The organism is Leclercia adecarboxylata, from assembly GCF_023639785.1.
Classification (GTDB): Bacteria; Pseudomonadota; Gammaproteobacteria; order Enterobacterales; family Enterobacteriaceae; genus Enterobacter; species Enterobacter adecarboxylatus_D.
In genome coordinates this window covers 4,154,172-4,166,660 of sequence record NZ_CP098325.1, presented here as the reverse complement: position 1 = coordinate 4,166,660, position 12,489 = coordinate 4,154,172, and the positions used below count along the sequence as shown (strand labels likewise).

Genomic DNA, 12,489 nt, shown 5'->3' with positions numbered 1-12,489 from the left:
CCCGGCGGGAGCGGATCCCACCGGGCCGTGGTGTTTAGACTTCGAGGAAGTTCATGATGCCGTCTGCCGCTTTACGGCCTTCGGCAATGGCGGTGACGACCAGGTCAGAACCGCGAACGATATCGCCACCGGCGAAGATCTTCGGGTTGCTGGTCTGGAATGCGTTATCACTGCCTTCCGGGGCGATGATGCGGCCCTGAGAGTCCAGCTCAACGCTGTGCTTCGCCAGCCATTCCATGCTGTGAGGGCGGAAACCAAACGCCATTACCACCGCATCAGCCGGGATCACGTACTCGGAACCGGCAACAATCTCCGCCCGGCGACGGCCTTTCGCATCCGGTGCGCCCATCTCAGTACGCGCCATCTTCACGCCGCTGACCTTGCCGTTGGCATTCACTTCAATACCCAGAGGCTGGATGTTGAACTGGAACTCCACGCCCTCTTCACGCGCGTTTTTCACTTCGCGTTTTGAGCCCGGCATGTTCTCTTCGTCGCGACGATAGGCACAGATAACGTGCGCCGCATTCTGGCGAATGGAGGTACGCACGCAGTCCATTGCGGTATCACCACCGCCCAGTACCACCACGCGTTTGCCTTCCATGCTGACATAGGGCTCATCAGCCGTTTCGCCGTAACCCATCATCTGCTTGGTGTTGGCAATCAGGAACGGCAGCGCGTCATATACGCCCGACGCGTCCTCGTTTTCCAGCCCACCGCGCATCGACTGATAAGTCCCCACGCCCAGGAACACGGCGTCGTAATCCTTCAGCAGATCGTCGAGCTGTACGTCGCGGCCCACTTCGGTGTTGAGTTTGAACTCAATGCCCATACCGGTGAAGATTTCACGGCGGCGGGTCATCACCTCTTTTTCCAGCTTGAAGGCTGGGATGCCGAAGGTCAGCAGACCGCCGATCTCCGGGTGACGGTCAAACACCACCGCTTTCACGCCATTGCGGGTCAGCACGTCGGCGCAGGCCAGGCCTGCCGGACCGGCACCGATAATCGCCACGCGTTTGTCGGTCTGACGCACGCCGGTCATATCCGGGCGCCAGCCCATCTCGAACGCTTTATCGTTGATGTAGCGCTCAATGTTACCGATGGTTACCGCACCGAACTCGTCGTTCAGGGTACAGGAACCTTCGCACAGACGGTCCTGGGGACATACGCGGCCGCAGACTTCCGGCAGGGTGTTAGTCTGGTGAGACAGCTCGGCTGCCTCAAAAATACGTCCTTCGTTGGCCAGCTTCAGCCAGTTCGGGATGTAGTTATGGACCGGACATTTCCACTCGCAGTACGGGTTGCCGCAGGACAGGCAGCGGTCTGCCTGTGCTTTGGCCTGGCCTTCGGAAAACGGCTCGTAAATTTCAACAAATTCAATTTTACGGATCTTCAGCGGCTTCTTCGGCGGATCAACGCGCTGCAAGTCGATAAACTGGTAAACATTCTGGCTCATCTGAATTCCTTACTGCGCCTGCACACGCAGCTCTGCTGCGCTACGACTACGGTGACCCAACAGGGCTTTAACATCGCTGGACTTCGGTTTAACCAGCGCGAATTTCGCAGAGAATGCCGGCCAGTTTGCCAGGATCTCTTCGCCACGCACGGAACCGGTATGATGCACGTGCTCGGTAATCAAACCACGCAGGTGCTCCTCGTGGATCGCCAGGCTTTCAACATCCAGCACTTCCACCAGCTCCGGGTTCACGCGTTTACGGAAATCACCGCTTTCATCCAGGACATAGGCGAAACCACCGGTCATACCTGCACCGAAGTTAACGCCCGTTTTACCTAGCACGCAGACAATCCCACCGGTCATGTATTCACAGCCGTTATCGCCGATACCTTCCACCACGGTGATGGCACCGGAGTTACGCACCGCGAAACGCTCACCCGCACGCCCTGCGGCAAACAGACGACCGCCGGTTGCACCGTACAGACAGGTGTTGCCGATGATGCTGGCGTCACAGCTGCGGAAGGCAGAACCCACCGGAGGACGTACCGCCAGCAGACCACCCGCCATGCCTTTGCCGACGTAGTCGTTGGCATCGCCGGTCAGGTAAAGCTCAACGCCGCCTGCGTTCCAGACGCCGAAGCTCTGGCCTGCGGTGCCGCTGAAGTGCGCGGTAATAGGATCGGCAGCCAGACCCTGGTCGCCGTGCGTCTGTGCGATGTAACCCGACAGGCTTGCACCCACGGAACGGTCGGTGTTGCGGATATCAAACCAGAAGGTTTTGCTCTGCTTCTCATCCACAAACGGCTTCGCCTGCTGCAACAGCTGGGCGTTCAGCACGCCGTTGTCGAACGGCGGGTTGTTCTCGGTGCAGTACACCGCTTTGCCCGCCTTAGGCTCAGCCGTTTCCAGCAGGCGAGACAGCTTCAGGTTCTGCTGTTTGGCGGTGAACCCGTCCAGCTCTTTCAGCAGGTCGGTACGGCCAATCAAATCCACCAGACGCGTCACGCCCAGCTGCGCCATCAGCTCGCGGGTTTCGCGGGCGATGAAATCAAAGTAGTTCGTCACTTTGAACGGCAGACCATGATAGTGGTTCTTACGCAGCTTCTCGTCCTGGGTTGCAACACCGGTTGCGCAGTTGTTCAGGTGGCAAATACGCAGGTATTTACAGCCCAGCGCGACCATCGGACCGGTACCGAAACCGAAGCTCTCGGCACCCAGAATCGCCGCTTTAATGATATCGAGGCCGGTTTTCAGGCCACCGTCCACCTGCAGGCGGATCTTGTGACGCAGACCGTTAGCCACCAGTGCCTGCTGGGTTTCAACCAGACCCAGCTCCCACGGACAGCCCGCATATTTCACGGAGGAGAGCGGGCTTGCACCGGTACCACCGTCGTAACCGGCGATGGTAATCAGGTCGGCATAGGCTTTCGCCACGCCGGTAGCGATAGTACCCACGCCCGGCTCGGAAACCAGCTTCACGGAGATCATCGCTTTCGGGTTGACCTGTTTCAGGTCGAAAATCAGCTGCGCCAGATCCTCGATAGAGTAAATATCGTGGTGCGGCGGCGGGGAGATCAGCGTCACGCCCGGTACCGAGTAGCGCAGTTTGGCGATGTACGGGGTCACTTTGTCACCCGGCAACTGTCCGCCTTCGCCCGGTTTTGCACCCTGAGCGACTTTAATCTGAATAACATCGGCATTGACCAGATACGCAGGCGTCACACCGAAGCGACCGGAAGCAACCTGCTTAATGCGCGACACTTTATTGGTGCCGTAGCGCGCAGGATCCTCACCGCCTTCGCCGGAGTTGGAGTTCCCGCCGATACTGTTCATCGCTTCTGCCAGCGCCTCGTGGGCTTCCGGACTTAACGCGCCGATAGACATCGCGGCGGTATCAAAGCGCTTGAACAGCTCAGTAGCCGGTTCAACGTCGTTAATGCTGACAGCGGTATCGCCCGGGTTCAGGGCCAGCAGATCGCGCAGCGTGGCTGCCGGACGGTTGTTTACCAGCTCAGCATACTGCTGATAATCGCTGTACTCGCCGCTCTGAACGGCCTGCTGCAGGGTACGCACCACGTCCGGGTTATAGGCATGGTATTCGCCGCCGTGCACGTACTTCAGCTGTCCGCCCTGATCCAGCGGCTTACGCGCCAGCCAGGCACGTTTGGAGAGGTTCAGCAGATCCTGCTGGAAGTCACTGAAGTCCGCTCCGCCGATGCGGCTGATCACGCCCTGGAAGCACAGCCCGGCGACATCATCATGCAGACCCACGGCTTCGAACAGCTTCGAGCAGCGGTAAGAGGCGATGGTCGAGATGCCCATTTTGGACATGATCTTGTACAGACCTTTGTTGATGCCGTTACGGTAGTTCAGCATCACGGTACGGTAATCTTTTTCGATGGCGTTGGTGTCGACCAGTTTTGCCAGGGTTTCGTAGGCAAGGTACGGGTAGATCGCCGTCGCACCAAAGCCCAGCAGTACGGCAAAGTGGTGCGGGTCGCGGGCGCTTGCGGTTTCAACAATGATATTGGCGTCGCAGCGCAGGCTCTTATCCACCAGGCGGGTCTGAATCGCCCCCACCGCCATTGGCGCCGGAACCGGCAGACGGTTCTTCGCAATGTTACGGTCGGACAGGACCAGCAGAACGGTACCGGTACGCACCATCTGTTCAGCCTTATCACACAGCGCTTTCACCGTCTCTTCGAGACTGGTTTCGGTCACGTCAAAGGTAATATCGAGCGTGTCGGCGCGATAGTGTTCCTCTTTCATGGTGGTCAGCTGGGTGAAATCGGAGTAGAGCAGGATCGGCGATTTAAAGGTCAGACGGTGGGCCTGGCCTTCGGCTTCGCAGAAGACGTTCATCTCACGACCGATGCTGGTGGCCAGCGACATGACGTGCGCTTCACGCAGCGGATCGATTGGCGGGTTGGTGACCTGCGCAAACTGCTGACGGAAGTAGTCGTAAATGATACGCGGCTGGCTGGAAAGCACGGCGAATGGAGTGTCATCACCCATGGAGCCGACCGCTTCCTGGCCATTTTCACCTAACACGCGGATGACAGAGTCCAGCTCTTCCGCGCTGTAGTTAAACTGTTTCTGGTAGCTGGCGAGGGTGTCGTCGTCCAGCTCGCGGCTGCCCACGTCCCGATCTGACAGATCTTCGAACGGCACCAGACGGCGGACGTTTTTCTCCATCCACTCTTTATACGGATGACGGCTTTTCAGATCGTTATCGGTTTCGGCGGAGTGCAGAATGCGACCGCCACGGGTATCGATAACCATCAGCTCGCCAGGCCCTACACGGCCTTTTTCCACCACTTCGTCAGGCTGGTAATCCCAGATACCCACTTCAGAGGCACAGGTAATCAGCTTGTCTTTGGTGATGACGTAGCGCGCCGGACGCAGGCCGTTACGGTCCAGGTTACAGGCGGCAAAGCGACCGTCGGACATGACGATGCCCGCCGGGCCATCCCACGGCTCCATGTGCATGGAGTTAAAGTCGAAGAAGGCGCGCAGCTCCGGATCCATATCCGGGTTGTTCTGCCAGGCTGGCGGAACAAGCAGGCGCATGGCGCGGACGATATCCATCCCGCCTGCGAGCAGCAGTTCCAGCATGTTATCCATGGAGCTGGAGTCTGAGCCGGTTTCGTTCACGAACGGCGCGGCATCGTGCAGATCCGGGATCAGCGGGGTCTGGAATTTATAGGTACGGGCGCGTGCCCACTGGCGGTTACCGGTGATGGTGTTAATTTCGCCGTTGTGAGCAAGGTAGCGGAACGGCTGAGCCAGTGGCCAGCGTGGTACGGTATTGGTGGAGAAGCGCTGGTGGAACAGGCAAATGGCCGATTCCAGACGCAGGTCCGCCAGGTCCAGGTAGAAGCGCGGCAGGTCAGCCGGCATACACAGACCTTTATAGATGTTCACCAGGTTCGAGAGGCTACAAACGTAGAACTCTTTATCGTCCTGAAGACGTTTTTCAATGCGGCGACGGGCAATGAACAGGCGGCGTTCCATATCACGCGGACGCCAGCCCGCAGGCGCGTTGACAAAAATTTGCTCGATACGAGGCAGCGAGGAGAGGGCGATTTCACCGAGTACCCCTTCGTTGGTTGGCACATCGCGCCAGCCGACAATAGACAGGGTTTCGCGTTGAAGTTCTTCTTCGACGATGCGGCGTGATACGGCTGCTTTTTCAGCGTCCTGATTAAGGAAAAGCATGCCGACGGCGTAGTTTTTCGCTAAACGCCAGCCGCGCTCTTCCGCCACGATACGGAAGAAACGATCCGGTTTTTGCAGCAGCAGACCGCAACCGTCGCCGGTTTTACCATCCGCGAGGATAGCGCCACGGTGCTGCATACGGGCCAGTGCGTGTATAGCGGTACGCACTACCTTGTGGCTAGGTTCGCCTTCTATGTGGGCGATCAGGCCGAAACCACAGTTATCCTTCTCAAGGGATTTATCGTACAACATATCAGTGAACCTCCCCAGGCTCGTCGGGCTTCCCACTGAACCGTGGCGCACAGGCACAGAAAGAGCATGGCGACGGGGTTTGCGTTTCATACGCGTACCTCGCATTCGCCCTCTTAATATCCTTTTCGCGCAGGTAAACAAGTTTGAGGACTTGCTTCAGAGGGAATCTCAATTACTGCATAAATATGATGAGCAGGCTGCTCATCCAGAAAGCTTCCAGCGGATTTCCAACTTATCGGGAATCTGTACACAGGTCAAATGGCAATCTTATTTATCCAAAAATGTGCTAAAGGTGGAATATCAATTTGATTTAATTAGATATTTAACCAGTTTCACATCCCTGTAACCTTGCTGTGGGCTTTGGGGGAGTGTGATCTGACTCACTATATGAAAGCGGTATTATCGCTGTAGCATGCTGAATAGTGCGATTTAGGCAGAATTTAATACCGTCATGAGCGAATAACCCGCATGATGTCACTGTTTTTCAGCGTGGGCGATATAAATGAAAAAAACCATCAGAACATAAGGAAAAGTAATTAAGCAGGCGATGAATGAAATTGCAGTTATCCTGGTTAATTATTCAAAAGATAAAAGCGCACCGGGGCGATTGATCCAGGTCATCGCCGACGGCGGTTAAAAATGGCAGGCTTGTCCCCTTTCAACGGGGCGGTCTAACAGATTATGCAGTTACAGAAATTAGTCAATATGTTTGGTGGGGATCTTTCACGCCGGTACGGGCAAAAGGTCCATAAGCTGTCGCTTCACGGGGGATTTAGCTGCCCGAATCGCGACGGCACTATCGGACGCGGCGGCTGCACCTTCTGTAATGTGGCCTCCTTTGCCGACGAAGCGCAGCAGCATCAGTCTATTGCCGCCCAGCTTGCTCATCAGTCCGCGCTGGTTAACCGTGCGAAGCGGTATCTGGCCTATTTCCAGGCCTATACCAGCACCTGGGCTGAAGTGCAGGTGCTGCGCTCGATGTATCAGCAGGCAGTGGGCCAGGCGAATATCGTCGGCCTCTGCGTCGGCACACGCCCGGACTGCGTGCCGGAGGCGGTACTCGATCTGCTCAGTGAGTATAAAGAGCAAGGGTACGAGATCTGGCTGGAGCTGGGGTTGCAGACCGCGCACGATAAAACGCTGCATCGCATCAATCGTGGCCACGACTTTGCCTGCTATCAACGTACTACCCGGCTGGCTCGCGAGCGTGGACTGAAGGTCTGCACCCATCTGATTGTCGGCCTGCCGGGAGAAGGCCAGCATCACGCCCTGGAAACCCTGCACAAGGTGGTGGAGACCGGGGTGGACGGCATCAAGCTGCATCCGCTGCATATCGTCACGGGCAGCATTATGGCGAAAGCGTGGGAAGCCGGGCGACTGAGCGGTATTGAGCTGGACGAGTATGTTGTCACGGCCGGGGAGATGATTCGTCACACGCCGCCGGAGGTGGTGTATCACCGCATTTCCGCCAGCGCCCGCCGCCCAACGCTGCTGGCACCGCTTTGGTGCGAGAACCGCTGGACGGGGATGGTTGAGCTGGATCGCTATCTGAACGGGCAGGGTGTCCAGGGCTCAGCGCTGGGTACACCCTGGGTGCCAACGTTAGCGGCGACGTCCGCCCAATAAGCTACCCAACACACCGCGTATTATCTGATTCGTCACCTGACGCGCCGCGCTTTTCGCCATAGTTTGCACAACACCATCGCGTTTGCCGCCGCGCGGCCCGGTGCTGCCAAACAGAATGTCTTTTAAGCCGCCGAGAATCCCGTCATCGACCGCCAGGGGCTGGCCTTTAGCGGCAGGCGCCTGCTGCTGTTCCGTGGTGGCCTGCACGCCTTTTTGCAGCATCTCAAACGCCGACTCCCGATCCACCTCATCTTCGTACTTACCGTAAACCGGAGAGTGGTTAATCAGGCTGTGACGCTCGTCGTCGCTGACCGGCCCCATTCTGGAACTGGGAGCAATGACCATTGCACGCTGCACCATGGATGGACTGCCTTTGGCATCCAGAAACGAAATCAGCGCTTCACCGGTACCCAGCGCCTGGATGGCCGCTTCAGTATCAAACGCCGGGTTGGCACGCATGGTCTGGGCTGCGGCTTTCACGGCTTTCTGATCTTTAGGCGTAAAGGCGCGCAGGGCATGCTGAACGCGATTGCCCAACTGCCCCAGGACGTTATCAGGAATATCAGCCGGATTCTGTGAAACGAACCAGACGCCCACGCCTTTAGAGCGGATCAGGCGGATCACCTGTTCGATCTTATCCAGCAGCACCTGCGGCGCATCGCTGAACAGGAGATGGGCTTCGTCAAAGAAGAAGACCAGTCTGGGTTTTTCCAGATCGCCTGCTTCCGGCAGCTGTTCAAAGAGCTCAGAGAGCATCCACAGCAGGCTGGCCGCGTAGAGCTTCGGCATCTGGTAGAGCTTTTCCGCACTCAGGATATTGATGATGCCTTTGCCGTTGCTGTCGGTGCGCATCCAGTCCTTGATATCCAGCATCGGCTCGCCAAAGAAGTGCTCAGCACCCTGCTGCTCAAGAGAGAGCAATCCACGCTGGATGGCGCCGATGGAGGCGGCGCTGATATTGCCGTACTGCGTCTGGAAGGCTTTGGCGTTATCGCCGATGTACTGCGTAATGGCCCGCAAGTCTTTGAAATCGAGCAGCAGCAGCCCCTGGTCGTCGGCAATGCGGAAGATAATGTTCAGCACACCCGACTGCACTTCGTTCAGATCGAGCAGACGCGCCAGCAGCAGCGGGCCGAGGTCGGAAACGGTCGCCCGTACCGGGTGCCCCTTCTCGCCAAAAATATCCCACGCCACAACCGGATTGCTTTCCGGCTGCCAGTCGGTAACGCCGATATTCTTTAGCCGTTCGAGTAACTTATCCGATGCGATGCCCTCTCGCGCAACGCCGCTGAGATCGCCTTTTACGTCAGCCATAAAAACCGGCACGCCAATACTGGACAGTGACTCGGCCAGCTTTTGCAACGTCACCGTTTTACCCGTACCCGTTGCGCCTGTGATCAGGCCATGACGGTTCGCCATCGCGGGCAGTAAAAACAGCTCAGTATCCGGCGTCCGGGCAATCAGCAGGGGTGTACTCATGATGCGCATCCTCGTGGAATCCTGCGTGGAGTATAGGCAACCTGACGGCAAAGTGAATGTGTCAATTTCTTACTTTGCAGCGCATTACGCAACGCGGGCTATGCTTTTGCATACGGTTAACAACATATTGGAAAGCTATGTCCAGATTCTTCTTTAACGACCGCAAACAGCTGGTTAATGATGCCATTGAAGGTATGCTGATCTCCGCCCCGCACGGCAATCTCGCCAGGCTGGATATCGATCCGGCTATTCGCGTGGTGGTGCGTGCCGACTGGGATAAAAGTCGCGTGGCGGTTATTTCCGGCGGCGGCTCCGGCCATGAACCGGCACATGCAGGTTTTGTTGGTAAAGGAATGCTGACCGCAGCCGTCTGCGGCGATCTCTTCGCGTCACCGAGCGTTGAGGCGGTGCTCAGCGCTATTGTGGCCGTCACAGGGGATCGTGGCTGTCTGCTGATTGTCAAAAATTACACCGGGGATCGTCTCAACTTTGGCCTCGCGGCAGAAAAAGCCAAGCGCTACGGGCTCAAAGTGGAGATGGTGATTGTGGCGGATGATATCGCCCTGCCGGATAACAAGCAGCCGCGCGGCATCGCCGGTACCGCGCTGGTGCATAAGGTCGCCGGGTATGCCGCCGAACAGGGTAAGTCACTAAAAGAGGTTCGCGATATGGCCCGGGAGGCTTGCGACAACCTCTGGAGTCTGGGCGTGGCGATGCAGACCTGCAACCTGCCGGGCAGCGATGATGAAGAGGGACGCATCAAAAAAGGCCATGTTGAACTGGGGCTGGGTATTCACGGCGAGCCCGGGGCCTCGGTGGTGGATACGCAAAACAGCAGGGAGATTATCGATACCCTGGTGCAACCGCTGCTGGCGCAGGCGGGCGAGGGGCGGCTGGCGGTGCTGATCAATAACCTTGGCGGCGTGTCGGCCCTGGAGATGGCGCTGCTGACTAAAGAGCTGGCACATTCCGCCCTGAAGGATCAGATTGCATATTTGATTGGCCCGGCGCCGCTGGTGAGCTCGCTGGATATGAAAGGTTTCTCGCTATCCCTGCTGAAGCTGAACAAGACGTTTGAGCAGGCGCTTAACGCACCGGTAGAGACGCAGGGCTGGCAAAAGCCGGTGGCCTTTGCGCCGCTGCGTACGCTGACGCACACGCCGCTGCACGACAGCGTGGAATTTACCCCGTCGGCGAATGCGCGGGTGGCGCAGCACGTCGCTGCAGTGACGGAGCGGTTAATCGCACTGGAGAATCGCCTTAACGCCCTGGATGCAAAAGTCGGGGACGGCGATACCGGCTCGACCTTTGCGCAAGGGGCGCGGGATATTGCGCAATGGCTGGAGGAGGAGCGCCTGCCGCTAAACGATCTGCCGCAGCTGCTGCTGGTCGTAGGGGAGCGGCTGGCGACGGTAATGGGCGGGTCGAGCGGCGTATTAATGTCGATCTTCTTTACCGCTGCCGGGCAGGCGCTACGTAGCGGCAATCCGTTGCCGGATGCCTTGATGATCGGGCTTGCGCAAATGAAGCACTACGGTGGGGCCGATCTCGGCGATCGTACCTTGATCGACGCGCTCCAGCCTGCGCTTGAAGCATGGCAGAAAGAGGGACTTCAGGCTGCCGCCCGGGCGGCACAGCAGGGGGCTGATGCCACGATGAGTATGGGCAAAGCCGGGGCAGGGCGTTCATCCTATGTGAATAAAGAGAATCTGCAGGGCGTGGCCGATCCCGGCGCGGTTGCGGTGGCTGAGGTGTTTGCGGCAGTTGTGCGGTAGGTGCCGGATGGCAGTTTCGCCTTACCGGGCCTGGGTTATGTAGGCCCGGTAAGCGTAGCGCCACCGGGCATCAGCGGCTCAGAAATCCGCTTTTAACACCACACGGTAACGGGCCTTGCCGTCACGAACGTGCTGAATGGCTTCGTTGATTTTCGACATCGGGTACATTTCAATGGTCGGCGCGACGCCGGTGCGGCCAGCAAACTTCATCAGCTTACGCAGCTCGTACGGGGTACCCGTTGCGGAACCGGAGATGCTGCGATCGCCACCGATCAGCGTAAAGGCAGGAACCGGCAGCGGCTTCAGTACCGCACCGACGGTATGGAAGTTTCCGCCGTAGGCCAGCGCTTCAAAGTATGGCTGCCAGTCGAGATCGACGTTCACCGTGTTGATGATCAGATCGAATTGCCCTGCCAGCGCGGTCAGCGCTTCAGGATCGCGGCTGTTCACCACTTTATCCGCACCCATCGCCAGCACTTCTTTCTCTTTGGCAGGGTTTGAGCTAAATGCGGTAACTTCACAGCCCATCGCATGCAGGAGTTTAATGGCAATATGGCCCAGACCGCCGATACCAATCACGCCCACACGGCTGGTGGCGGTGATATGGTGCATCAGCAGCGGTTTAAAGACGGTGATCCCGCCGCAGAGTAACGGACCGGCAGATTCAATATCCATCTGTTCCGGAAGCGGAATGACCCATTGCCAGTCGGCGCGGAGCTTATCGGCGAAACCGCCTTTATTCAGAATGGTAGGGGTTGAGCCTTCCAGACAGTTGATTTGATTGCCGCTGATACAGGCGTCACAGTGGCCACAGCTACGGGCGGTCCAGCCGATACCCACGCGCTGACCAATCTTCAGGCCTTTATCCTGCGCGGCATCGCCCAGCGCAACAACGCGACCGATAACTTCGTGGCCGGCGACCAGCGGATATTGTGAGAAGCCCCACTCGTTATCGATCATCGACAGATCGGAATGGCAAATCCCGCAATAATCTACCTGCACTTCGACGTCTTCTGCTTTCAGCTCGCCCGCATCGTATTCGTACAGCTCAAGTTCTGCACCCGCCTGCGGTGCGGCGTAGCTTTTTATCTTTGACATCAGTTTTCCCCCTCGTGGTGTTGAACTGAGAGTGTAGAGCATTCAGTTTACAACCGCTTAACAGAAGGGGGCAGGAAGAGAGATTACAGAGTTTTCAACATCCGCACTTCGCAATCAACGTGGCCGGTACACCCCAGCGGCTGGTCGATGTGTTCAAAGCCGAGATGCTCATATAGCCTGATGGCTTCGGTCAGGAAGGCCGTGGTTTCGAGGTAGCAGCGTTTAAACCCCTGAGCGCGGGCATGTTCCAGCGCCTGTAATGCCAGTTTTTTAGCCAGGCCCTGGCCACGTACGATGGGGAGGAAATACATTTTTTGCAGTTCACAGATGTCCGGCTCGCTGCAGGCGAGCGGCGCTATGCCGCCACCGCCCACAACTTGCCCGTTCTGCTCTACAACCCAATAGGCATGCCCCGGCTGACTGTACAGGGCGTACAGCTCGTCGAGATTCGGATCCGCAACGGTATAACCTTTATCAGCCGTGAGGCCGTATTCGGCTGATACCCGGCGGATAACGCCGGCAATGGCCGGGTTATCCTTGGCGGTGATACGGCGCAGGCGCGCCGTTACAGGAGCATTTACACGCATT

At 57.7% G+C, this 12,489-nt stretch carries 7 protein-coding genes; 2 read left to right on the top strand and 5 right to left on the bottom strand.

What is annotated here, in order from left to right; genetic code table 11:
- Positions 1-34: 34 nt before the first annotated feature.
- Positions 35-1,453: a glutamate synthase subunit GltD gene (gltD, locus tag NB069_RS19630; RefSeq protein WP_250586296.1), complete on the bottom strand. Its 1,419-nt coding sequence runs from the start codon at positions 1,451-1,453 to the stop codon at positions 35-37.
- A 9-nt stretch (positions 1,454-1,462) separates the two neighbouring features.
- Entirely contained in the window at positions 1,463-5,923 is a 4,461-nt protein-coding gene (gene gltB / locus NB069_RS19625) for a glutamate synthase large subunit (RefSeq protein ID WP_250586294.1), read from the bottom strand.
- Between the two features lie 681 nt (positions 5,924-6,604).
- Between gltB and NB069_RS19620 the strand changes: the two genes are divergently transcribed.
- Entirely contained in the window at positions 6,605-7,549 is a 945-nt protein-coding gene (locus NB069_RS19620; protein WP_250586292.1) for a TIGR01212 family radical SAM protein, read from the top strand.
- Here NB069_RS19620 and NB069_RS19615 read toward each other — a convergent pair.
- Positions 7,526-9,028, bottom strand: coding sequence for a helicase HerA-like C-terminal domain-containing protein (locus tag NB069_RS19615; RefSeq protein ID WP_250586290.1), 1,503 nt, complete (start codon positions 9,026-9,028; stop codon positions 7,526-7,528). The two genes, NB069_RS19620 and NB069_RS19615, sit on opposite strands and share 24 nt — an antisense overlap.
- A 137-nt stretch (positions 9,029-9,165) precedes the next feature.
- Here NB069_RS19615 and NB069_RS19610 point away from each other — a divergent pair, with 137 nt between their 5' ends.
- Positions 9,166-10,803: a dihydroxyacetone kinase subunit DhaK gene (locus NB069_RS19610; RefSeq protein ID WP_250586288.1), complete on the top strand. Its 1,638-nt coding sequence runs from the start codon at positions 9,166-9,168 to the stop codon at positions 10,801-10,803.
- Positions 10,804-10,881: 78 nt separating this feature from the next.
- On the opposite strand, the gene ahr is transcribed toward NB069_RS19610, so the two are convergent.
- Positions 10,882-11,901, bottom strand: coding sequence for an NADPH-dependent aldehyde reductase Ahr (ahr, locus tag NB069_RS19605; protein ID WP_250586286.1), 1,020 nt, complete (start codon positions 11,899-11,901; stop codon positions 10,882-10,884).
- Positions 11,902-11,984: 83 nt separating this feature from the next.
- Positions 11,985-12,488: a GNAT family N-acetyltransferase gene (locus NB069_RS19600; protein ID WP_434543593.1), complete on the bottom strand. Its 504-nt coding sequence runs from the start codon at positions 12,486-12,488 to the stop codon at positions 11,985-11,987.
- Position 12,489: the final 1 nt, after the last annotated feature.

Coding starts and splice junctions, on each gene's coding strand:
- gltD (WP_250586296.1), bottom strand. CDS start 1,453: ATGAGCCAGAATGTTTACCAGTTTATCGACTTGCAGCGCGTTGATCCG.
- gltB (WP_250586294.1), bottom strand. CDS start 5,923: ATGTTGTACGATAAATCCCTTGAGAAGGATAACTGTGGTTTCGGCCTG.
- NB069_RS19620 (WP_250586292.1), top strand. CDS start 6,605: ATGCAGTTACAGAAATTAGTCAATATGTTTGGTGGGGATCTTTCACGC.
- NB069_RS19615 (WP_250586290.1), bottom strand. CDS start 9,028: ATGAGTACACCCCTGCTGATTGCCCGGACGCCGGATACTGAGCTGTTT.
- NB069_RS19610 (WP_250586288.1), top strand. CDS start 9,166: ATGTCCAGATTCTTCTTTAACGACCGCAAACAGCTGGTTAATGATGCC.
- ahr (WP_250586286.1), bottom strand. CDS start 11,901: ATGTCAAAGATAAAAAGCTACGCCGCACCGCAGGCGGGTGCAGAACTT.
- NB069_RS19600 (WP_434543593.1), bottom strand. CDS start 12,488: ATGCGTGTAAATGCTCCTGTAACGGCGCGCCTGCGCCGTATCACCGCC.